24 protein-coding genes are annotated in these 22,645 nt (G+C 62.8%); 11 read left to right on the plus strand and 13 right to left on the minus strand.

Translation table 11 applies throughout. The features are described 5' to 3' along the window. Positions 1 to 103: 103 nt before the first annotated feature. The 3 genes from HNO82_RS00820 to flgA form a co-directional block, all read right to left on the minus strand. On the minus strand, positions 104 to 562 hold the full coding sequence (locus HNO82_RS00820; RefSeq protein ID WP_175342436.1) for a flagella synthesis protein FlgN: 459 nt from the start codon (positions 560 to 562) through the stop codon (positions 104 to 106). A gap of 31 nt (positions 563 to 593) precedes the next feature. Continuing rightward, entirely contained in the window at positions 594 to 914 is a 321-nt protein-coding gene (gene flgM, locus HNO82_RS00825; RefSeq protein ID WP_175342437.1) for a flagellar biosynthesis anti-sigma factor FlgM, read from the minus strand. Positions 915 to 1,127: 213 nt separating this feature from the next. Next, positions 1,128 to 1,901, minus strand: coding sequence for a flagellar basal body P-ring formation chaperone FlgA (gene flgA, locus HNO82_RS00830; RefSeq protein ID WP_175342438.1), 774 nt, complete (start codon positions 1,899 to 1,901; stop codon positions 1,128 to 1,130). Between the two features lie 228 nt (positions 1,902 to 2,129). Between flgA and flgB the strand changes: the two genes are divergently transcribed. The 11 genes from flgB (at position 2,130) to flgL (ending at position 13,277) form a co-directional block, all read left to right on the plus strand. Further along, positions 2,130 to 2,558: a flagellar basal body rod protein FlgB gene (gene flgB / locus HNO82_RS00835; protein WP_008328136.1), complete on the plus strand. Its 429-nt coding sequence runs from the start codon at positions 2,130 to 2,132 to the stop codon at positions 2,556 to 2,558. 6 nt (positions 2,559 to 2,564) lie between these two features. Then, on the plus strand, positions 2,565 to 2,969 hold the full coding sequence (gene flgC / locus HNO82_RS00840; protein WP_008328139.1) for a flagellar basal body rod protein FlgC: 405 nt from the start codon (positions 2,565 to 2,567) through the stop codon (positions 2,967 to 2,969). A gap of 14 nt (positions 2,970 to 2,983) precedes the next feature. Beyond that, positions 2,984 to 3,709 carry a flagellar hook assembly protein FlgD gene (locus HNO82_RS00845; RefSeq protein WP_008328141.1) on the plus strand — a complete coding sequence of 242 codons (726 nt, stop codon included), beginning with the start codon at positions 2,984 to 2,986 and terminating at the stop codon, positions 3,707 to 3,709. A 39-nt stretch (positions 3,710 to 3,748) separates the two neighbouring features. After that, a complete protein-coding gene (gene flgE / locus HNO82_RS00850; RefSeq protein WP_008328143.1) occupies positions 3,749 to 5,035 on the plus strand; it encodes a flagellar hook protein FlgE in 1,287 nt (428 codons plus the stop codon). A gap of 120 nt (positions 5,036 to 5,155) precedes the next feature. Further along, on the plus strand, positions 5,156 to 5,893 hold the full coding sequence (gene flgF / locus HNO82_RS00855) for a flagellar basal-body rod protein FlgF (protein WP_008328146.1): 738 nt from the start codon (positions 5,156 to 5,158) through the stop codon (positions 5,891 to 5,893). A 65-nt stretch (positions 5,894 to 5,958) separates the two neighbouring features. Beyond that, a complete protein-coding gene (flgG, locus tag HNO82_RS00860) occupies positions 5,959 to 6,741 on the plus strand; it encodes a flagellar basal-body rod protein FlgG (RefSeq protein WP_008328148.1) in 783 nt (260 codons plus the stop codon). Positions 6,742 to 6,800: 59 nt separating this feature from the next. Further along, positions 6,801 to 7,460, plus strand: coding sequence for a flagellar basal body L-ring protein FlgH (locus tag HNO82_RS00865; RefSeq protein WP_175342439.1), 660 nt, complete (start codon positions 6,801 to 6,803; stop codon positions 7,458 to 7,460). Positions 7,461 to 7,498: 38 nt separating this feature from the next. After that, positions 7,499 to 8,629, plus strand: coding sequence for a flagellar basal body P-ring protein FlgI (locus tag HNO82_RS00870; protein ID WP_008328152.1), 1,131 nt, complete (start codon positions 7,499 to 7,501; stop codon positions 8,627 to 8,629). A 46-nt stretch (positions 8,630 to 8,675) separates the two neighbouring features. Then, on the plus strand, positions 8,676 to 9,647 hold the full coding sequence (gene flgJ / locus HNO82_RS00875) for a flagellar assembly peptidoglycan hydrolase FlgJ (RefSeq protein ID WP_175342440.1): 972 nt from the start codon (positions 8,676 to 8,678) through the stop codon (positions 9,645 to 9,647). Positions 9,648 to 9,792: 145 nt separating this feature from the next. Beyond that, a complete protein-coding gene (flgK, locus tag HNO82_RS00880; protein ID WP_008328156.1) occupies positions 9,793 to 12,123 on the plus strand; it encodes a flagellar hook-associated protein FlgK in 2,331 nt (776 codons plus the stop codon). Positions 12,124 to 12,143: 20 nt separating this feature from the next. Continuing rightward, positions 12,144 to 13,277 (plus strand): flagellar hook-associated protein FlgL, encoded by a 1,134-nt coding sequence (gene flgL / locus HNO82_RS00885; protein ID WP_175342441.1) that lies wholly within the window; start codon positions 12,144 to 12,146, stop codon positions 13,275 to 13,277. 103 nt (positions 13,278 to 13,380) lie between these two features. On the opposite strand, the gene HNO82_RS00890 is transcribed toward flgL, so the two are convergent. The 10 genes from HNO82_RS00890 to fliL all read right to left on the minus strand — a co-directional run bounded on the left by HNO82_RS00890 (position 13,381) and on the right by fliL (position 22,605). Next, positions 13,381 to 14,781: an efflux transporter outer membrane subunit gene (locus tag HNO82_RS00890; RefSeq protein ID WP_008328162.1), complete on the minus strand. Its 1,401-nt coding sequence runs from the start codon at positions 14,779 to 14,781 to the stop codon at positions 13,381 to 13,383. Between the two features lie 11 nt (positions 14,782 to 14,792). After that, positions 14,793 to 16,757 (minus strand): MacB family efflux pump subunit, encoded by a 1,965-nt coding sequence (locus HNO82_RS00895; protein WP_175342442.1) that lies wholly within the window; start codon positions 16,755 to 16,757, stop codon positions 14,793 to 14,795. Between the two features lie 7 nt (positions 16,758 to 16,764). Beyond that, positions 16,765 to 17,979 carry an efflux RND transporter periplasmic adaptor subunit gene (locus tag HNO82_RS00900; protein WP_175342443.1) on the minus strand — a complete coding sequence of 405 codons (1,215 nt, stop codon included), beginning with the start codon at positions 17,977 to 17,979 and terminating at the stop codon, positions 16,765 to 16,767. Positions 17,980 to 18,101: 122 nt separating this feature from the next. Further along, a complete protein-coding gene (gene fliR / locus HNO82_RS00905; protein WP_175342444.1) occupies positions 18,102 to 18,905 on the minus strand; it encodes a flagellar biosynthetic protein FliR in 804 nt (267 codons plus the stop codon). A 40-nt stretch (positions 18,906 to 18,945) separates the two neighbouring features. After that, positions 18,946 to 19,215, minus strand: a complete 270-nt coding sequence (fliQ, locus tag HNO82_RS00910) for a flagellar biosynthesis protein FliQ (protein ID WP_008328172.1) — start codon at positions 19,213 to 19,215, stop codon at positions 18,946 to 18,948. A gap of 24 nt (positions 19,216 to 19,239) precedes the next feature. Beyond that, positions 19,240 to 20,037 (minus strand): flagellar type III secretion system pore protein FliP, encoded by a 798-nt coding sequence (gene fliP, locus HNO82_RS00915; RefSeq protein ID WP_369770097.1) that lies wholly within the window; start codon positions 20,035 to 20,037, stop codon positions 19,240 to 19,242. Continuing rightward, entirely contained in the window at positions 20,021 to 20,554 is a 534-nt protein-coding gene (gene fliO, locus HNO82_RS00920; RefSeq protein ID WP_157174203.1) for a flagellar biosynthetic protein FliO, read from the minus strand. The genes fliP and fliO overlap by 17 nt, the downstream gene beginning before the upstream one ends. Before the next feature lie 43 nt (positions 20,555 to 20,597). Beyond that, on the minus strand, positions 20,598 to 21,053 hold the full coding sequence (gene fliN / locus HNO82_RS00925; RefSeq protein ID WP_008328178.1) for a flagellar motor switch protein FliN: 456 nt from the start codon (positions 21,051 to 21,053) through the stop codon (positions 20,598 to 20,600). A 2-nt stretch (positions 21,054 to 21,055) separates the two neighbouring features. Further along, positions 21,056 to 22,060, minus strand: coding sequence for a flagellar motor switch protein FliM (gene fliM / locus HNO82_RS00930; protein ID WP_008328180.1), 1,005 nt, complete (start codon positions 22,058 to 22,060; stop codon positions 21,056 to 21,058). Positions 22,061 to 22,089: 29 nt separating this feature from the next. Beyond that, positions 22,090 to 22,605 (minus strand): flagellar basal body-associated protein FliL, encoded by a 516-nt coding sequence (gene fliL / locus HNO82_RS00935; protein WP_008328183.1) that lies wholly within the window; start codon positions 22,603 to 22,605, stop codon positions 22,090 to 22,092. Positions 22,606 to 22,645 lie beyond the last annotated feature (40 nt).

The raw sequence follows: 22,645 nt of genomic DNA on the forward strand, positions 1-22,645 counted from the left end.
GAGCAGCATGCCGTATTTGCCGATGCCACATTTGCAGACACGTTAACGACAAAGCCCGGCCATGCCGGGCTTTTTGCTGGTCACCGCGCCTGAGCGGGAAGCGTTACACCACACCCAGTCGACGGCCCGAGGATTTGATGCTGTTCTGACCGTCGGGGCCATAGAAATTGCCAGTGCCGGTCTTGCCTTGCAGAATCGTGAGTGCGCTCTGGTTGATGGAGAGCTTCTTGCCGATCAGCAGGCCATTGACGCGGTTCAGTTCCTTGGCATCCTGGGCCAGTTCGAAGAGGCCGGCCCAGAGATCGCGGTCGGCCTCGCTGGCCTGTTCATTCATCCACTTCTGCATGCCGGCTTCATCTGCGCTGTAGCCCAGCGTACCCAGCAAGGCATGACGGTTGCCAGCCAGGGTGGACATTTCAGCAACGATGGCAGCTTTTTCGGAAATGATGTCGGTCAGCCCTTCCGCAGTGGCTTCGGCCAGCAGAGCCTGTTCCTGGGTCAGTTTTTCCACCAGGCGCGACATGGCAGCGTGTTCCTGGGACAGTTTGCTGGCCGGATTCATGCGAAAGATCCTCTGCAAAAACGAAAGGTGATCAGGCCGGGCGGGCGCTGATGAGGGTCTTGACGGTATCGATCAGGCCATTGGCGACCTTCTCGGGATCGATCTGGAAGGTGCCATTGGCAATGGCGGCCTTGATCTCGGCCACTTTCTTGGCGTCAAAGCTGCTGCTCTTGCTGTCGCCCTTGGTTTCCAGCGCCTGGTAGGTGCTGGACAGGCGCACGCTGTCCGAGGTGGCGGCGGTGGCAGCCGCGCCGTTGCCGGCGGCAGCGCCGCCCTGGGCGGTGGTGCGGGCTTGCGTCTGCGTCTGCTCGGTGTTGAGGGCAGCGGATTTGAGGGCGTCGTTAACGTTCACGGCAGTATTCCTTGTAGGGTGGGGGCGCAGCGCACCCGCCTGTCGTATGGATTATCGACCAGTTCTGGGCAAACTTTAACATTCCCGCACCTGAAATCAGCGCATTTCGGGTACTTTTCTTCACATTCCTGCCAGGGCGATCCGCTGCGTTCCGCCTGGGCGTTGCTCTCCGGGAAATTGCTTCATATCAATAAAGAAACCGGCCTGGCCGGCTCAATAATTGATTTCCAGGATCCCGCCGGCCTTGGCAATGCCGCTGACGACCTGGCCGGTTGCCGTGCGGGCCTGGGCCATCTGGCCTTCGTTGGCATTGGTCAGGGCGCGTGCTTCGGTGGAGATCTGGAAACCCGGTCCCGTCGAAACCACACGCACCGCCTGGCCCTGCTGCACTACGCGCTGGTTGCGGATGGCATCCAGGCGCAGGGGCGTGCCGGCGCGCAGAGACATGTTGGCCACCCGGCCGACCACTTGCGATTCTTCGGTGACGACCCCGCTGGGCAGGGTCGACATGTCACCGTGGATGCGGGTGACGTCACTGGCGCTGATGGTCTGGCCCTGGGCCAGCGGTACGGCGGCGACCAGGTAATCCGAGATCACCTGGACGTTGGCGCGCAGGTAAATGGTCCAGGGGGAGGGCGCCACGCACTTGACGCCGACCGTGGTGCGGCCGAACAGGCGGCCGCCATTGGGCATGAAGGCTTGCGGTTCCAGGCAGGCCGCCAGTGTGAGGCGTGTATCGACCGGGTCGATGGTGACCGTGACGCTGCCGGGCAGGCCCGAGGTCTGGCCTTTCAGGAATTCTTCCGCCACTTGTTGCAAGGCTGATAAGTCCTGCTTTTGCGGCGTATTGGGAGTATTGGCCGTGCTGGCGCCGTTGGCGCTGATCTGGGCGTGTGCGGGCGCAAGCGTCGCCAGGCCGGCTGCCAGCAGGGCCAGGGCGGCGAAGGTGCGGCGCAGGGCGCGCAAGGGGTGGTTCAGGTGTTTCATGTTGTGCAACTTGCCGGCAGGGCGTAGGCGAATCTTGGCAGTGATGTTACTTCGCGCGCGCGAGGTCAAAAGCGCAAACAGGGGAGGCTTTTCTCTCTTTATCGCCCCTTAGAGTCCGGGGACCGAACGTATGATCAAGCCTACGTAATTCCATCATCGGCGCAGTCCGCAAGCGGCCAGGCAAGGGCAGGCGAGAGCGGCGCAGCGACGGTATTTCCGGAGGACCCGATGGTCTCTAAGCTCGACGATTTTTTCCGTTTCAACGAGATGGCGCTGAACCTGCGGGCCCAGCGCCAGCAAGTGCTGGCGTCCAACATCGCCAATGCGGACACGCCCAACTACAAGGCGCGTGACGTCAACTTTGCCGATGCGCTCAAGAATGCGCTGGACAGCAAGAGCACCACCCTGCCGCCCCTGCAGCTGGAGCGCACTGCCGCGGCCCACGTGGCCGGTACCGCGCCCGACAATGGTCCGGGCAGCATCGGCGGTTCGCCCTTGCAGTACCGTACGCCGGCCCAGGGCAGCGTGGACGGCAACACGGTCGATCTGGACGTGGAACGCAATGAATTCGTCGACAACGGCCTTCGCTACGAAGCCGGCGTCACTGCCGTGAACGGCCAGATCAAGGCCATGTTGAACGCCATCCAACCGGGTTGATAAACCATGTCTCTTTCCAACATCTTCAACGTGGCCGGCTCGGCCATGAGCGCCCAGGCCCAGCGGCTCAATGCCACGGCCAGCAACATCGCCAACGCCGACAGTGCCACCAGCCCCGACGGAACGCCCTACAAGGCCAAGCAGGTGGTGTTCGAAGCCATTCCCGTGGGCGGGGTCAAGGACAGCGGCGTGAAGGTCGCGGCCGTGGTCGAGGACCAGGCCCCGCCCAAGCTGGTCTATGACCCCAAGCATCCCATGGCCGATGGCAATGGCTACGTGGCCATGCCCAACGTCAATCCGGTCGAGGAAATGGTCAACATGATCTCGGCTTCGCGCTCTTACCAGACCAATGTGGAAACGATGAACACGGCCAAGGCCATGCTCGTCAAGACCCTTACCATCGGCCAATAACCAGGACCTGAATCATGGCAATCGTCTCCAGTGACCTGCTCACCGCAATGAATGGTACGAGCAGCAGCTCGTCCACCACCACCAGCTCTTCCAGTCTGGACGACAACAGCCCGGACGCGATCCAGAATCGCTTCCTGACGCTGCTGATCGCGCAGATGAAGAACCAGGATCCCAGCAACCCGATGGACAACTCGCAGCTCACCACCCAGATGGCGCAGCTCTCGACCGTCTCGGGTATCAGCCAGTTGAACAACTCGCTGTCCACGCTGATGGGCAATCTCAATTCCTCGCAGGCACTGTCCACGGCCAACATGATCGGTCACAGCGTGCTGGCCCCGGGCAACAGCATCCAGCTGACCTCCGATACCACCAAGGACAGCAGCGGCAATGATGTCACCAGCCAGAAGGCCGTCTTCGGCGTGAACCTCTCCGGTACTGCTTCCTCGGTGGTGGTGACCATCAAGGATTCCACCGGCGCCGTGGTGCATACCACCGATCTCGGTACCCAGGCGGCCGGCGTGGTGCCGGTGATCTGGGATGGCACCAACAACACCGGCGGCAAGGTGGCCGATGGCAACTACACCTTCACGGTCAGCGCCTCCAACAACGGTACGGCGGTGAGTGCCTCGACCTTGTCCTTCGGCACAGTATCAAGCGTCTCGACTGCGTCGGACGGCGTCAAGCTCAACGTCTCCAACATCGGCACCATCAAGCCGACCGACGTCGTGCAAATTCTTTAATCGTCATTACCGACAACATTCGGAACAAGGGGATATCTCATGAGTTTTCAACAAGGTCTGAGCGGACTGAACGGCGCAGCCAAGAGCCTGGACGTCATCGGTAATAACGTGGCCAACGCCAGCACGGTGGGTTTCAAGCAGTCGCAGACGCAGTTTGCCGATATGTATGCCAATTCGATGAACCGTTCCGGCAATTCGCCGGTGGGCATCGGCGTGACCGTCGCCAACGTGGCACAACAGTTCACCCAGGGCAACATCAGTTCGTCCAACAATCCTCTGGATATCGCCATCAATGGCGATGGCTTCTTCCAGGTGGCTCCGTCGCTGACCGACCTGTCGCCGATGTACGGCCGCAACGGCCAGTTCCAGCTGGACAAGAATGGCTACATCGTCAATCCCAGCATGAACGGCGCTTACCTGATGGGCTGGGCGGCCGGTACCTCGGGAGGGGACCCGGTTGCGCTGCAGATCGATACCTCGGCCATTCCGGCCACCACGACGACTTCCATCACCACCAAGGTGAACCTGGATTCGCGCCTCGATACGCCGACCACCACGCCGTTCAATGCGGCCGATCCGACGACCTACAACAATTCCACGGGCGTGACCATCTACGACAGCCTGGGTAATCCGTACAGCGTCCAGACCTACTACGTCAAGCACGACCCGGACACCACCGTGACGCCGCCCACCACCAGCTGGGACGTCTACGCCAAGGTGGGTGACAAGACCCTGGTGACCACCAGCGGCGGTTCGGTCCCGCTGTCCCTGGGCACGATGACATTCGATTCCACCGGTGCGCTCATCAGCGGCGGCACGATGAGCATCGACCTCACCGCGACCGGCGCGAACTCCGATGTGGCTGCCGGCGGCGGCAACTTTGCCAGCGCCATCTCGCTCAGCTATACCGGCTCGACCCAGACCGGTTCGGCCTTCGTGAACCTGGCGCAGAGCCAGAACGGCATGCCGCCCGGCACCCTGTCCAGTTTCTCGATCGACAAGGACGGTTCCATCGTCGGCTCCTACAGCAATCAGCAGACCAAGAACCTGGGTACCGTGGTGCTGGTGAACTTCGCCAACCCGAACGGCCTGCAGCCGCTGGGCAACAACCTGTACCAGGCTACCGGCGCAGCCGGCAGCGCGCTGGTGGGCAAGCCGACCACCGGTACCTTCGGCACTCTGCAGGCGCGTGCGGTGGAAGACTCCAACGTCGACCTGACCGCCGAGCTGGTCAACATGATCGTGGCCCAGCGCGTCTACCAGGCCAACTCGCAGACCATCAAGGTGCAGGACACCGTGCTGCAGACCCTGGTCAGCCTGCGCTGATAAGTTTCACAGGATGTGCCTGGCGCGCCGTGCGGCGCGCCTGCTTCAAGGCTGCCGGCGTCGTCGGTGGCCGGTTTGAACCGATGGCGCCAGGGATGGACGCCATTACTAAGGGGTGATATGGATCGTCTGATCTATACAGCGATGTCGGGTGCCAAGCACACGCTTGAGCAGCAAGCCAGCGCCAGCAACAACCTGGCCAATGCCACGACCACGGGTTTTCGCGCCCAATTGAATACCTTCCGTTCGGCGCCGGTGGTGGGCCCGGGCCTGCCCACGCGCGCCTTCGTGGTGGATTCCACGGCCGGCAACGATTTTTCCCAGGGGCCGATTCAGGATACTGGCCGTGCTCTGGATGTGGCAGTGCAGGGCCGTGGCTGGATCGCGGTGCAGACCGCTGACGGTGGCGAAGCCTACACCCGCAACGGCAGCTTCAAGATCAACGAGAACGGCATCCTGCAGACCCAGAACGGCCAGTCCGTACAGGGTGACGCCGGTCCGATCACGATTCCGCCGGATACCACCGTGGCCATTGCTGCCGACGGCACGGTGTCCTCGATCCCGACCAACGGCATTCCCAATGCGGTCAACGTGCTGGGTCGTATCAAGCTGGTCAACCCGGACGACAAGAATCTCCAGCGTGGTGATGACGGCCTGTTTCGCACCATCACCGGTGCCGCCCAGCCCGACGCCAACGTGCGCCTGGCCAGCGGTGCGCTGGAGGGCAGCAACGTGAACGTGGTGGAAGCGATGGTCAACATGATCAACCTGTCGCGCCAGTTCGAAATGAACATGAAAGTGATCCAGACCGCCGAGAGCGATGCGACCAAGGCGACCTCGATCCTGACGCTGTCCTGATGCTGGTCACGCACTTGACCTCAATGATGTACCCGCAGCGCAAGCGCTGATTACCGGAGAAACAAATGATTCGTTCCCTGTGGATTTCCAAGACCGGCCTGGATGCGCAACAGACGCAGCTGGACGTGATTTCCAACAACCTGGCCAACGTCAGCACCAATGGTTTCAAGCGTTCGCGCGCTGTCTTCGAAGACCTGCTGTACCAGACCGTGCGCCAGCCTGGTGCCCAGTCTTCGCAGCAGACGCAATTGCCCTCGGGCCTGCAGATCGGTACCGGCGTGCGTCCGGTGGCAACCGAACGCATCTTCACCCAGGGCAACGTCAACCAGACCAACAATGACAAGGACCTGGCGATCCAGGGCAATGGCTTCTTCCAGATCCTGCTGCCCGACGGCACCACCGCCTACACCCGCGATGGCTCCTTCCAGACCGACAGCCAGGGCCAGATGGTGACCTCCAGCGGCTACACCCTGCAGCCGCCGATCACCATTCCGCTCAACACCACCAAGCTGACCGTGGGCCGTGACGGTACCGTCTCGATCATGCAGGCCGGTTCCACCGCTACCACGCAGATCGGTACCATCCAGGTCGCCACCTTCATCAACCCGGCTGGCCTGGAAAGCCGTGGCGAGAACCTGTACGTCGAAACCGCCGCTTCCGGTACGCCCAACCCGAACACCCCGGGGACCAACGGTGCCGGTGCCCTGTGGCAGGGTTACGTGGAAACTTCCAACGTGAACGTGGTGGAAGAGCTGGTCAACATGATCCAGACACAGCGCGCCTATGAAATCAACAGCAAGGCCATCACCACGTCCGACCAGATGCTGGCCAAGCTTTCGCAGCTGTAAGGCTTCGCGCAGTGGATGTTGAACAAGGTAGTCGGTAGCAGAAGAAGGACGAGGCAGAGATGAAGAGCATGCTGAAATTGGTCACCATGGCGGGCGTGTTGAGCGTGAGTGCTTGCACCACCGTTCCCGACAGTATCGTGACAGGTCCCAAGACGGCGCGTCCGCAGCCGGCGTCCTACGCGCCGCCGACCTCGGGTGCGATTTTCCAGTCGGCGGTCTATCGCCCCTTGCTGGAAGACCGTCGCGCGCGTTTGGTCGGTGACACGCTCACCATCATCATCAACGAGAAGACCAGTGCTGCCAAGTCCGCCGCGAGTTCGGCCAGCAAGACCGGCGAAGTGGCCTCGCCCGCACCGACCATCTTCGGCACCTCGATCAAGGAATTGTCGGCCTCCGGCAGTTCCTCCTCCAAGTTCGATGACAAGGGCGCCACGACCTCCAGCAACACCTTCACCGGTACCATCGGCGTGACGGTGGTGGAGGTGCTGCCCAACGGCAACCTGGTGGTCTCGGGCGAAAAGCAGGTGTCACTGGACAAGGGCGTGGAATACGTGCGCTTCTCCGGCACTGTCAGCCCCGACAACATCCAGACCGGCAACACCGTTTCCTCCACGCTGGTGGCGGATGCGAAAGTCGAATACCGTACCAACACCCGCGTGGACATGGCTGACTTCATGTCTTCGCTGGGCCGATTCTTCTTCAGCGTTTCTCCTTTCTGATGTGGAGTAGTGCAATGACCCGGAAAGGATTTTTCGCCATGGACATGATCAGGATGGGCAGCAAGCTGCTTTCGGCGGCAGCCGTCGCAGCGCTGTGCCTGGCAGCGGCCATGCCGGCCCATGCCGAGCGTCTCAAGGACCTGGCCAGCATCCAGGGCGTGCGCCAGAACCAGCTGGTCGGTTATGGCCTGGTCGTGGGTCTGGATGGCAGTGGCGACCAGACCACGCAGACGCCGTTTACGGTGCAGAGCGTCATCAGCATGCTGCAGCAGCTGGGCGTGAACGTGCCCTCCGGCACCAGCAGCAACATGCAGTTGAAGAACGTGGCTGCCGCCATGGTCACGGCCACCTTGCCAGCCTTCGCCCAGCCGGGCCAGTTGATCGACGTGACGGTGTCCTCCATCGGCAATGCCAAGAGCCTGCGTGGCGGCACGCTGCTGATGGCCCCCCTGAAGGGTGCTGACGGCCAGATCTACGCCATCGCCCAGGGCAACATCGTCATCGGCGGTGCGGGCGGTTCGGCTGCCGGCAGCAGCACCATCGTCAACCAGCTGTCGGCCGGCCGCATTTCCGGCGGAGCGACCGTGGAACGGGCCGTGCCCAGTTCGCTCGGCGGCGGCGACGCAGTCGTGCTGGAGCTCAATGACTATGATTTCTCGACTGCCAGCCGGGTGGTCGATGCGCTCAACAAGCGTTTCGGCAGCGATACCGCCGTGGCTCAGGATGGCCGTGTGATCCGCGTGCGCGCGCCCATTTCCAGTGGCGACCGGGTAGCCTTCCTCGGTGCCCTGGAAAACGTGGATGTCACCCCCGGCAAGCTGGCGGCCAAGGTGATCTTGAATGCCCGTACCGGCTCGGTGGTGATGAACCAGAGCGTGATGCTGGAGACCTGCGCGGTCTCGCACGGCAACCTGTCGGTAGTGATCCAGGCCGACAATGCGGTCAGCCAGCCCAATGCCCTGGCCGGTGGCCAGACGGCGGGGGTGCAGAATGCCCAGGTCTCCATCAACAAGGAGCCGGGCAAGGTCATGCTGTTGAAGGGCGGTGCTTCGCTGTCGGACGTGGTCAAGGCGCTCAACGCCATCGGCGCCACTCCCCAGGACTTGCTGGCGATCCTGCAGGCCATGAAGGCGGCCGGTTCCTTGCGCGCCGAACTCGAAGTGATCTGACGCTGCGGGTCGATCCAACATCCAACGCTTTCCACCAAGGTCATCCATGCTCAACAAGATCAACCCATCCAATCCGACCGAGAGTCTTGCCGTCGATGCGAATGGGCTGAATGGCCTGCGCGAGGCCGCCAAGCAGAATTCACCGGAATCCATCAAGGGCGCCGCCAAGCAGTTCGAGGCCATGTTCCTGAACATGGTGATGAAGAGCATGCGGGATGCCACGCCGCAGGATGGGCCGTTCGACAACGAGCAGACCAAGATGTTTACCTCCATGCTGGACCAGCAACTGAGCCAGAGCCTGGCCCAGCGTGGGGTCGGGCTGGCCGATGTGCTCACGCGCCAGCTCTCGGCCTCGCTGCCCAAGAAGCTGCCTGATGCCCAGGATCTGGACGGCAATACCGCTGCGGGCGATGATGGCCTGCCGATGGGCATCCCGCTGGTCAAGGAAATGAGCGATGCCGACCGCGCCAAGTTCATCCAGAGCTTCGCCAGCCAGCAGACCGCCGAGAGGACGGACCAGGACGGTCGCAACAAGCAGCGCCGCAGTTCCAACAAGCCGGCCCATGTGGAAGCCTTCCAGAACCGTTTGCAGGCCGATGCCGAACTGGCCAGCAAGATGACCGGCATCCCGGCCAAGTTCATGCTGGCGCAGGCGGCGCTGGAAACCGGCTGGGGCAAGAAGGAAATCGTCAGCCGCGACGGCCGTTCCGCCCACAACCTGTTCGGTATCAAGGCGACCGGCAACTGGACCGGCAAGGTGGTCGAGGCCACCACCATCGAATACATCAACGGCAAGCCGCAGAAGCGCGTCGAAAAATTCCGCGCCTATGATTCCTATGCGGATGCCTTCAAGGATTACGCCAACTTGCTGCGCAGCAATCCGCGCTACGAGAAGGTCCTGGCCAGCGCCCAGGATGCCCACGGTTTCGCATACGGCCTGCAGCGCGCCGGTTATGCCACCGATCCGCACTATGCGGAAAAGCTCTCGCGCATCATCCGTACCTCACTGTCGGCCTGATCCCGCGCCGCCGCAGGGCATGATCGCGCGGCAAGCTCATCGGTTCCGACCGGAAACAAATTCGGGCCGGAGCCGCTAAAGTTTTGGTCAATCCTGCCGTTGACTTGGTTATTCCGCTAAAAGCTTTCAGGGACGACAACCTAGCATGGCAACTAACATCTTCAGTATCGGGCAAAGCGCGTTGCAGGCGGCCATGGCGGCGCAGGCCACCACCAGCCACAACATCTCCAACGCCACCACTCCCGGCTACAACCGCCAGGAAGTCGTGCAAAGCTCGGCCGGCGGCATCAACTATGGCTACGGCTTCGTCGGCCAGGGTGCCCAGGTCACCCAGATCAAGCGCATCTACAACGATTTCCTGACCAAGCAGGCACTGGCCTCGCAGAGCTCGGCGAGCTCGCTGGATTCGTATTACTCGGAGATCTCGCAGATCAACAACACGGTGGCCGACACCAAGGCCGGTCTGTCGCCGGCCCTGCAGGATTTCTTTGCGGCCGTGCAGAATCTGGCCTCCAACCCGAATACCCAGGCCTCGCGCCAGTCGGTGCTGTCGCAGGCGTCGACCCTGGTGGCGCGCGTGTCCAGCATCAACGACCAGCTCGCCCAGAGCAGCGCCAGCGTCAACAGTCAGATCACCTCGACGGTGACCACCATCAATTCCTACGCGCAACAGCTCGCCCAGTTGAACCAGGCCATCGTCAATGCCGTGGGGACCGGCGGCGGGCAGCAGCCCAACGATCTGCTGGATCAGCGCGACCAGTTGGTGGCGGAGCTCAACAAGTACGTCAAGATCACCACGGTGCCGCAGGATACCGGGGCGGTGAGCGTGTTCATCGGCACCGGCCAGTCGCTGGTGACCGGTGACCAGGTGACCCAGCTGGCGGTGACCAATTCGCCCACCGATGTCTCTCGTCTGCAGGTCGGCCAGGTGCTGCCCGGTGGCGGCACGGCGACCATTCCCGACAGCTTCTTCTATGACGGTGGCAGTCTGGGTGGCCTGCTGAAGTACCGTACGGAAACCCTGGATCCGACCCAGAACGCCCTGGGCCGCATCGCCATCGCCATGGGGACCGCGTTCAATGAACAGCAAAAGCTGGGGCTGGACCAGAACGGTAACGCGGGCACCGACATGTTCAACGTCAGTTCGCCCAACCTGATCGGCTATCCGACCAATACCGGCACCACCAACCTGACGACGACCATCAGCGACCCCTCGGCGCTGAGCACGAGTGACTACACGCTGACCTACGACGGCACCAACTACACCTTTACGCGTCTGTCGGACAACACCAAGACCGTCAAGGCCGCCGGCGACTTTCCGGTCACGCTCGACGGCGTGACCTACTCCGACGGTGGCTCCCCGGCGGGCGCGCCGACCATGGCCAGCGGCAATATCTACAAGATCCAGCCGACGGCCAACGGTGCTGCGGCCTTCTCGCTGCTGCTGAGCAATACCCAACTGCTGGCCACGGCCGCGCCGATCTCGACCTCGATCAACGCGACCAACAACGTCAACGCCAGTACCGGCGCCAGCAACACCGGCAACGCGATCATTTCCAACACCTCGCTGGATCCGAGCTCGTTCAAGCAGGGTTCGTCGGTATCGTTCAGCACTACACTCGATACCACGGTGACGCCGAACCAGCTCCAGCTGGCCGCCACCTGGACCAACAATACGCCTGCGCCGGACGTGACCTATACCAACCCGGACGGGACCACCGGTACGGCCACGGGCGGGGCCGCGTTCAATTACACGCCGGGCATGACCATCAGCAGCGGCGGCGTGACCTATACGCTGACCGGTACGCCCAGCACCGGTGACACGTTCAATTTTGCCCCGGTGGCGGCCAACAAGGGCACGGCGACCATCAGTACCGGTTCGGTGACGGCGGACTACCTGACCACGACCACGCCGCTGACCAAGCCCACCACGCTGAGCTACGACAGCACGGCCACGCCCCCGGTGTTCGTCATGTCGCCGGCAGCGCCAGGTACAGGCACCATTACCCATCTGGACGGCACGACCACCACGATCAATGCGGGTGATACCAACATCCCGTACAAGGCCGGCGATACCTACGAGATCAGCGGTGTGAAGTTCCAGATCTCCGGCCAGCCCTCCAATGGCGACCAGTTCACCATCTCGGCCAACACCAATGCGGCGTCGGACAATCGCAATGCGCTGGCCATGGCCAACCTGCAGACGGCCAACACCATCAATGGCACCAGCTTCCAGGGTTCCTACTCGCAGCTGGTGGCCACCATCGGCAACAAGACCAACGAGATCAACGTCACCAATACGGCCGAGAAATCGCGCCTGACGGCGATCCAGACCCAGCAGCAGTCCGAGTCCGGCGTCAACCAGGACGAGGAACTGGCCAACATGATCCGCAACCAGCAGCAGTACCAGGCTGCGGCCAAGATCATCCAGGCCGCCAGCGACATGATCAATGTCCTGCTCACCCTGGGCAGCTAATCAGTTAAAGGAAGATGACCATGCGTATCAGCACCCAGATGCTCTATCAGTCGAGCAACAATGACCTGACCAGCATGCAGGGCCAGATCCTGAAGCTGACCCAGCAGGTGACGGCGCAGCAGAAGGTCTTGCTGCCCTCGGACGACCCGGTGGCCGCCGCCCGCGCCCTGGACATGACCCAGACCTCGGCCCTGAACGACCAGTACAAGACCAATCGCCAGAACGCCAACAGCGCCCTGTCGACCGTGCAGGGGACCCTGGACAGCCTGACCAACATGCTGACCAAGCTCAAGTCCAATGTCATCACTGCAGGCAATGCCTCGTATTCGAATGCCGAGCGCATCAACATGGCTTCCGAGATCAAGGGCAACCTCAACGAAGTGCTGGGCTATGCCAATGCCCAGGACGGCCAGGGCAATTACATCTTCGCCGGTTTCAAGAGCACCACCCAGCCCTTCACCCTGGACGGCACCGGCGGCGTGGTCTACAACGGCGACCAGGGCGCCATGACGCTGCAGGTCGACTCGACCCGCCAGATGGATATCAGCGCCTCGGGCCAGACGGTGTTCCAGGGCAATGGTCAGGATATCTTCAAGACCATGACCAACATGATCAATGTGCTGTCCGTGCCGGTGACCGAAGCGGCCAACACTGCCGACGAGACCGCTGCCAACAATTTCGTGTATCCGGCCGGCTCCGGCCAGACCCCGATTGCCGCCTACAAGACGGCACAATCTGAACTGGATGCCCTCAAGCCGGACGATCCGACCTATCAGGCCAAGTTCACCGAAACGGCGGCGCTCAAGCTGCAGGCCGATGCTGCCGATGCGGCGCGTACGCCGGTGGCGGGCAGCCAGGCAGCGCTGTCGCGCAACCTGGCCAAGTTCAATACCCAGATCGACTCGATTGCCAGCAGCGTCTCCACCGTCAAGGCGTCCATCGGTGCCCGCCAGAACGAGCTGGACAACCTGGATGCGGCCGGTGAGGTCAACAAGGAAAACTACACCCAGACCATCAACAACCTGCTGGGCCGCAATCTTTCCGATACCAGCGAGCTGATCAGCGACCTCACGCTCAAGCAGACCTATCTGTCGGCAGCCCAGAAGGTCTTCGTCACCACCAGTGGCCTGACTTTGCTGAATTACCTCAAATAATGAAGTTACCTTCACAGCGACGGCGTTGCAGGCCGATCGCAGTGAAGGAAAATGCAAAAAGGCGAACCCGCGGGTTCGCCTTTTTGCTTGGGGCCATCGCGTTTCACCGGGGAGGAGTCGCGCGGGCATCGCCACCCAGGGCCTGGTATAGCGTCATCTGGTTCTTCAACTGGTTCAGCCGCACCTGGGCCAGAGTGTCCTCGGCGCTGCGGCGCTTGTCCTGCTGGTCCAGCCAGGCTTGCAAGGTGGCCGAGCCGGCCCGGTAACGCAGCGCGTAGAGCTGCTCGGCCGCGCGTGCCACCTCGACGTTGCGGGCCTGCAGCGCCTGCTGCCGGGCATATTGCTCGCGCGCCGACAGGGCGTTTTCGACATCGCTGAAGGCGGCGTACAGGGTCTGGCGGAACTGCGTGAGGGCACTGTCGTAGTCGGCCTGGGAGACGCCGACCTTGAGCTTCATCTGGGTCTGTTGCAGGAAGGGCAGGGTCAGTTGCGCGGCCAGCGAAGCCACCGGATTCTGCACCAGACGCAGCAGGGCATCGCTGCTGGTGCCGAGCGAGCCGGTCAGGCTCAGCTGCGGATAAAAGCCGGTCCGTGTCAGGTCGACATTGGCCAGGGCTTCGCGCAGTCGCAATTCGGCTGCCCGCAGATCCGGACGTCGTCCCAGCAGTTCGGCCGGCAGGCCCGCCGCCAGGGACGGCAAGGGCTGCTCCGGCAGGGCCGGCGGCAGTTGGCGACGCTGGCCGGGCGGACTGTCGAACAGGATGGCCAGGGCATTGTCATTTTCCACCCGCTGCTGCACCAGTTCGGTATAGCTGGATTGCTGGCTCAGCAGGTTTTGCCGGGCCGTGAGCACCTCCAGGGATGACACCGCACCAGCACGGTACTGGGTATTGACCAGGTCCAGCGTCTTCTGCGCGTAGGCGATGCTTTGTTCGGCGTTCTGGATGCGCTGGTTCAGGTAGGCGCCGGTCCAGTAGAGGTTGGCGGTGGTGCCGACCAGGGCCAGGGCAGTGGCGGCGCGGTCCTGCTCGGTGGCCAGGGCTTCCCAGCGGGCCACGTCGTAGTTGGCGCCCAGGCGGCCCCACAGGTCGACTTCATAGGACAGGCTCACCGAATTCTGGCTGGCGCGGGTGGTCTGGCCGTTGCCATCGAGCGCTTTGCCGGCACTGCTGCCGAGCTGGGCGCTGAGGGCCGGGACGAAGGCATCGTTGGCGATCCCGGCCTGCAATTGGGCGCGCCTGAGCTTGATGGTCGCCACCGCCAGGTCGTTGTTCTTGCGCAGGGCCTCATCGATGAGGCCGTTGAGGGTCTGGTCGCCGAAGGCTTGCCACCATTGGCTGGCGTTGACGCCAGCGGCCGGGTCACCCTGTTGCCAGGCCGCAGGGGTCCGGGTCGCCGGTGCGGTGTAGGGAGTGCGCACCAGGCTGCTGCAGCCGCCCAGCAGGGCCAGTGCCAGCAACAGCGTCAGGCGGGAAAGTGAAGGGAAATTCGGGAGCTTGGACATGGCGTGCAATTTCATTCGCGGGCGAGGGCGTCCACCGGATTGAGGCGCGCGGCATTGCGCGCCGGCAGGAAACCGAACACCACGCCGATCAGGGTGGAGCAGGCAAAGGCGCTGACGATGGAGACAGTCGAATAGATCAGGTGGAAACTGCTGACGAAGTGGGCAAACACCGCGCCAAAGGACAGCGCCACCAGCACGCCCAGCAGTCCGCCGGCCAGGCAGACCAGCACCGCTTCGATGAGGAACTGCTGCATGATGTCGCCCTGGCGCGCGCCCACGGCCATGCGCACGCCGATCTCGCGGGTACGCTCGGTGACCGAGACCAGCATGATGTTCATCACGCCAATGCCGCCCACCACCAGCGAGATCAGCGCAATCATGGAGACCAGCAGGGTCAGCGTGGCGGTGGCCTTCTCGATGGTCTGGCGGATGCTGTCGGTGTTGAAGATGTAGAAGTCCTTGGTGCGATGGCGCAGCGTCATCAGTTGCGTAATGCCCTGCTCGGCGGCCGCGCTGGGGACCTTGTCGCTGACCCGCACGGTGATGCCGCTCAGGTAGCGCTGGCCGATCACGCGGGTCATGGCGGTGGTGTAGGGCACCCAGACATTGAGGGCGCTGTTGTTGCCGAAGCCGTTCTCGCGCTTCTGCGTCACGCCGATCACGCGGCATGGCACGCTGCCCAGGAAGATCACTTCGCCCAGTGCATTGCCGCCGTTGGGGAAGAGCTTCTTGTAGGTATTGGCATCGATCACCACTTCCTGCGCCTGGCGGCGGATGCCGTCGTTGTCGAAGCTCATGCCCTGCGCCATCTTCAGCCCGCGTACGCGGAAATATTGCTCGCCCACGCCGTTGATGGTGGCGCTGACCGAGATGTTGCCATAGCGTGCGGAGGAGGCCGTGGACACGCTGGGTGTGACACTGTCGACATAGTTCTGCTCGGCCAGGGCGGCGGCATCTGCGGGTGTGAGGGTGCGGATGGCGGCTGATTTCATGTCGCCGAAATCGGTGCCGGGGAAGATGTCGATGGTATTGGTGCCCATGGCGCTGATGTCCGACAGGATCTGCGCGCGCGAACCGCTGCCCAGGGCGACCACCGATACCACCGAGGCGATGCCGATGATGATGCCCAGCATGGTCAGGAAGCTGCGCAGGCGGTGCGCATTCATGGCCAGCAAGGACATGCGCAGCGCTTCCTTGAAGCGATCCAGTCCGGCGCGCCAGGCGCTGGCCTGTCGGCTCTGCTGGCCTTGCTGCTTGTGCGCGCTGCTCACCGCTGCCGCTGCGGGTACCTGGTTGCGGCGATCCGCAACGATCACGCCGTCCTTGATCTCGATGATGCGCTGGGCATTGCCGGCCACCTGCATGTCATGCGTGACGATGATGATGGTGTGGCCTTCGGCATGCAGTTCCTTGAGGATGTTCATCACCTCGTGACCGCTGTGGCTGTCCAGCGCGCCGGTCGGTTCGTCGGCCAGGATCACGTCGCCGCCATTCATCAGCGCGCGCGCAATCGAGACGCGCTGCTGCTGCCCGCCCGAGAGCTGGCCCGGCTTGTGGTGGCCGCGCTCGGCCAGGCCCAGTCGCGCCAGCAGTTGCGCGGCGCGCTGGCGGCGCTGGGCCGGTTCCTGACCGGCATAGACCGCCGGTACTTCCACGTTGGCCGTGGCATCCAGGTCCGAGAGCAGGTGGTAGCGCTGGAAGATGAAGCCGAAATGCTCGCGCCGCAATTGCGCCAGTTCGTCCGGCTCCAGCTTGCCGGTCTCGCGTCCGGCGACCAGGTAGCTGCCGGCACTGGGCTTGTCCAGGCAGCCGAGGATATTCATCAGAGTCGACTTGCCCGAGCCGGAAGCGCCGACGATGGCGACCATCTCGCCGGCAGCGATGTCGAGGTTGATGTCGTTGAGCACGGTGATGGTGTCATCACCGGCGGGAAAGTCGCGGCGCAGTCCGCGCAGTTGCAACAGGGGCGTCGTCATGGCCGCCTTACATGCGCGGCGGCGGGCCACGGCGCTCGCTGCTGCTGTCGGCGCTGCCCGCCAGGGCGGTGCCGGTCACCACGCGCTCACCGGCCTTGAGTCCTTCGATGATCTGTACCTGGGCATTGGTGTTGATGCCGATGCGCACCTGGCGCTCCTGTGCCTGGCCTTGCGCATCCAGCACTCGCACGGTGTAACGGCCCTGCGCATCCTTGGCCCCCAGTGCGGTGGAGGGCACCACCAGCGCATCCTTGGCCTCGGCCAGCACGATGTTGACCTGCGTGGTCATGGAGATGCGCAGCTTGCCATCCGGGTTGGGCAGGTCCAGCAGGCCGTTGTAGTAGATCGCCGTGGAGCTGGAACTGCTGCTGGTACTGGTGGTGGTGCTGGTACTGGTGTCGTCCTGCAGGATCGAATCCGGGGCCGGCTCGATGGCGCGCAGGGTGGTGCGATAGCGGTGGTCGGGGTCGCCCAGGATGGTGAAGTACACCGGCAGGCCAGGCTTGACGCGGACTACGTCCGCTTCCGAGATCTGCGCCTTGACCGTCACAGTATCCATGCGGGCCACCTTGATGATGGTCGGAGTGGACTGGTTGGCGTTCACGGTCTGGCCTTCCTGCGCCACGATGGCCACCACTTCGCCGTCGATGGGGGCGGTGATGCGGGTATAGCCCAGGTTCAGGCGGGCGGTATCGACCTTGATGGCGCCGTCCCTGATCTGCGCCTGCAGGGCGGCGATGTCGGCGCGGGTGGAGTTCAGGGTCGCCTCGGCGCTCTCGAAGTTCTCGCGCGAGCTGGCCTCACCGGCCAGCATCATCTGCTGGCGCGCATAGGCCAGTTGCGCCTGCTTCAAGGTGGCTTGCTTGGAACGCAACTGGGCCTGCAGGTTCTGCAGCGAGTATTCGGCGCTGGCCAGCGCATTGGCCTGGGTCAGGGAATCGATCTCGGCCACCAGTTGGCCCTTCTTGACGTGGTCTCCGAGCGCGACCTTGAGTGACTTGATCTGGCCCGACACCTGGGCTCCCACGCTGACCTGCTTGTAGGCCTTGACGGTACCGCTGGCCAGGACCACGTCCTGGATGTCGGCGATGGCCGCGGTGGCGGTAAGGTAGGCGGGCGGCGGCGGCGGGGTGAAGGCCCGGTACCCCAGATAGCCTGCGAGCAGCAGGATGGCAAGCGCGGCGAAGATGATCTTGGGACGGCGGAAATAGGCGATGTTCATGCGTCAGAAGGCAGTGCGAAGGAAGGCCCTGCGGACCTGGCCGCAGAGGCGACAGTGTGAGGCAATTCGGCCGGAGTGCACGTCAGGAGACGTAAATTTTGTGCAAGCGGAGGTTGCCGGCCTCAGGGCCTGGGCAAGGCATTGACCGGCGGTACGCTGCCCAGCAGCCGCACCATCTCCACGCCCTCGACCAGGAAGCGCTGCAAGGGGGTGAGCATGTAGGGCAGGGCCAAGGCGATCAGGACGAAGCCAGCCAGCATGGTAATCGAAAACCCGATGCCGAACAGATTCAGTTGGGGAGCCGCACGGGTAAGGATGCCCAGGGCAAAGTTGGTGATGAGCAGGGCGATGAGCAGCGGTAGCGACAATTGCACCCCCATGCTGAATACCTTGGCGCCCCACAGGCCCAGTTGATGGAAGCCTTCGGTGGTGATCGGTACGCCGGTGATGGGCAGGGTGTGAAAGCTTTCGGCCATCACCTGCAGCAACACCAGGTGGCCATTCAGGCTCAGGAAGACCATGGTCGCCAGCAGCGAGAAAACCTGGCCAATGACGGCTGTGCGCCCCTGTGTCTGGGGATCGAAGAAGGCCGCGAAGGACAAGCCCATGGTCGAGCTGGTCAGCTCCCCGGCGGCCTCCACGGCGGCAAAGACGATACGCATGGCAAAGCCCATGGACAGACCGATCAGCAGTTGCTGCAACAGGATCAGCAGGCCCGTCATCGACATCGGATCGATGGCCGGCGGCACCGGCACATCCGGTGCCAGCACCGCGCCGATGGCAATGCCCAGCAGCACCTTCACCAGCATGGGGACACTGGTGCTGCCGAAAGGCGGCGCAATGGAGAGCAATCCTAGGATGCGCGTGGTCGGCCAGATGAACATGGCGACCCAGGCATAGAGCTGCTGGCTGGAGAAGGTGAGCATGGTCGGCAAGCGCAGGGCGGCGGCCCCGCGCGCGGGCGTGCTACTGGACCATGGCGGGGATGCCGCTGAACATGGTGTGCATGTAATCGAGGATGATGGTCAGCATCCAGGGACCGGCGATGATCATGGCCAGGAACACGCCGACCAGCTTGGGGATGAAGGCCAGGGTCTGCTCGTTGATCTGGGTCGCGGCCTGGAAGATGCTCACCAGCAGTCCGATGAACAGGGCAGTGAGCAGCATCGGGGCCGCGACCAGGAGGGTGACTTCGATGGCCTGGCGGCCCATGGTCATGACGCTTTCGGGTGTCATAGTGATCCTTGCCTTGGTCGGCGACTAGTAGAAACTCTGGGCCAGGGAGCCGATCAGCAACTGCCATCCGTCCACCAGCACGAACAGCATCAGCTTGAAGGGCAGCGAGACGATGGCCGGGGACATCATCATCATGCCCATCGACATCAGGATGCTGGCCACCACCATGTCGATGATGAGGAAGGGAATGAAGATGGCAAAGCCGATCTGGAAAGCGGTCTTCAGTTCACTGGTAACGAAGGCCGGTACCAGCAGGCGCAGCGGCACGTCTTCCGGGCCTTGCAGGGCCGGTCCGCGCGAGAGCTTCACATACAGTGCCAGGTCGGCCTGGCGGGTCTGCTTGAGCATGAATTCCTTGAGCGGTGCGGCCCCCTTGTCGAGCGCTTCCATCATCTGGATCTTGTTTTCCGAGAAGGGCTGGTAGGCCTCGGTGTAGATGCGGTCGAACACCGGACTCATCACGAAGAAGGTCAGGAACAGCGACAACCCGACCAGCACCTGCGTGGGTGGCGTGGACTGGGTGCCCAGTGCCTGGCGCAGCAAGGACAGCACGATCACGATGCGGGTGAACGAGGTCATCATCAGCATCGCCGCCGGAATGAACGACAGCGAAGTGAGCAACAGCATGGTCTGGATCGGCAGCGAATAATTCGTGCCGCCGCCTGGGGCGGGCATGCTGTTGAGCGCGGGCAGGCCCTGCTGGGCCGAGGCCGCCAGCGGCAGGCACAGCAGCGCCAGCCACCAGTAGGGGCTGCGCAGCAACGCGGCGGTGCGGTGGCGCAGGAAAGAGAGTGTGCCTCGCGGCTTAGGATGTGCTGCCATCATTACCCGGACGGTCGCCGTTGCCGGTACCGCCATTTCGTTTGTCCATGGTGTGCTTGAGCCAGGTGGCAAAGGCCGGTCCGGCCGTGACCGGTTGGGCCGCCACGCCTTCCTGGCGCGGCAGGGTGGCCAGGGCATTGACCCGACCGGGAGCCACACCGACCACGATCCACTGGTCGCCGACTTCGACCACCATCACCCGCTCGCGGGTACCCACCGACACGCCGCCGACGACCTTGGCCACGGCGTTGCCGCTCATGCCGCTGGCCAGGCCGAAGCGCTTGAACAGCCAGGCGACTGCGGCCATCACGGCCAGTACCGCGACCAGCCCCAAGAGCATGGTCAAGACACTGCCGGTGGAGGAGGGAAGAGCGCCGGCTGCTGCCGGTGCCGGGACAGCGACGCTGCCGGCGGTGGTGTTGTCGGCCCGGCTTTGGGCCGTGACAGCCAGACTGCCGCCCAGAAAGATCAGGGCGGACACCAGGTCCGCCCGGGACTGACGCAAGGCTTGTCTCATCGATGCTGCGTAAATACGTCTCATGAAACGGAAGTCATTGCGCTCAGCGGTTGAGCTTGCGAATGCGTTCGGCCGGCGTGATGATGTCGGTCAGGCGGATACCGAACTTGTCGTTGACCACCACCACTTCGCCTTGTGCGATCAGGCAGCCGTTGACCAGTACGTCCATCGGTTCACCGGCCATGCCATCGAGTTCCACCACCGAGCCCTGCGCCAGTTGCAGCAGGTTCTTGATGGCGATCTTGGTGCGGCCCAGTTCCACGGTGAGTTGTACCGGGATATCGAGGATGAAGTCGATGTCGTTGGGGGTATTGGTCTTGATATCGGCCGCACTCAGGTCCTTGAAGACGGTGGCCATCGCAGGGGCTGCGGTGATGCCTTTCTCGTCTTCCATCTCGCCTTTTTTCTGCGCCTCTTCGGCCTCGCTCTGCTCGGCCATGGCCGCGCCCCACGGATCGTCTTCCGCTGCGCCTGCGCCTGCTACGTTCTCATCAGCCATTGCTAATCTCCTTGAAAGCTTTCCGGTGTTTCTTGATGGGTGATGGACAGCAGTTTCTCCACGCGCAGGGCGTATTGACCATTGGACTGGCCATAGCTGCATTCCATCACCGGTACGCCGTCAACCTGTGCCTCGACGGTCGTATTGGTCTGCAGCGCGATGACGTCGCCGACCTGCATGTTCAGCAGATCGGTGAAATTGACTCGGGCAGTACCGAAATTGACGATCAGTTCGACCTCGGCGGTCTGGATCTGCTGCTTCATCAGGCGGATCCAGCGCTTGTCCACTTCCAGCGCTTCGCCCTGCATGCTGCTGGTGAGACGGTCACGCACCGGCTCGATCATCGAGTAGGGCGTGCAGATGTGGATCTCGCCCGACACCGGCCCCAGCTCGACGGTGAAGGTGGTCGAGACCACCACTTCGTTGGGCGTGGCGATGTTGGCGAACTGGGTATTCATTTCCGAGCGGATGAATTCGAATTCGATCGGATAGATCGGTTCCCACGACTTGGCGTAGGTCTCGAAGGTGATCTCCAGCACGCGCATGATGATGCGCTGCTCGGTGGGCGTGAATTCGCGGCCTTCGATGCGGGTATGGAAGCGACCATCGCCGCCGAACATGTTGTCCACCAGCATGAACACGAACTGCGGGTCGAACACCACCAGCCCGATGCCACGGAAGGGCTTGATGTGGACCAGGTTCAGGTTGGTCGGGACCACCAGGTTGCGGATGAATTCACTGTACTTGGACACCTTCACCGGACCGACCGAGATCTCGGCGGTACGGTGAATGAAGTTGAACAAGCCGATGCGGAACAGACGCGCGAAACGCTCGTTGATGATTTCCAGCGTGGGCATGCGCCCACGCACGATGCGTTCCTGCGTGGCCAGGTTGTAGGTACGTACCGTACCAGGAGCTTCTTCGACGATTTTTTCTTCGTCTTCATCTCCCGTCACGCCCTTCAAAAGGGCATCGACTTCTTCCTGTGATAGAAAATGCTCGGCCATGGTCGACGATCTCTGACTTCGATACGGTGTTACTGCTGTTGGATCACGAACGAGGTGTAGAACACGTCGGTGATCTGCGGTCCCTTGCCCTTGCCCGAGAACGGCTCGCCCAGTTGGTCGATGATCTCGTCGGTCAGACGGCGCTTGCCTTCGCTGGTGAGCAGTTCGGACGCCTTCTTGCTGGAGAGCACCATCAGCAGGCGGCTGCGCACCTGGGGCATGTACAGCTTGAGGGCTTCGGCGGTCTGGCTGTCGGGCACCTGCAGGGTCATGGCCACTTGCAGGTACTGGTCGCCGGTTTCCTGCTGCAGGTTCACCACAAAGGGTTCGATCACCACGAAGGTCGGCGCCTTGGCCTCGACCTTTTCTTCGGCATGATCCTCACCCTTCTTGCCCTTGCCACCCATCATGAAGAAAGCTGCTGCACCACCGATCACCAGTACCAGCACGACACCGATGATGATGAAGAGCATCTTCTTGCTGGATTTTGCCGGTGCTGCTTCTGCTTCAGCTCCCTTGGCCGGGGCTTTTCCTTTTGTTGCCATCTACTATTCCTTTCAGTTCGTCAGCGCGGGTTGAGGGCTT

It is taken from the genome of Herbaspirillum sp. C9C3 (assembly GCF_013359625.1).
GTDB lineage: Bacteria > Pseudomonadota > Gammaproteobacteria > Burkholderiales > Burkholderiaceae_D > Herbaspirillum.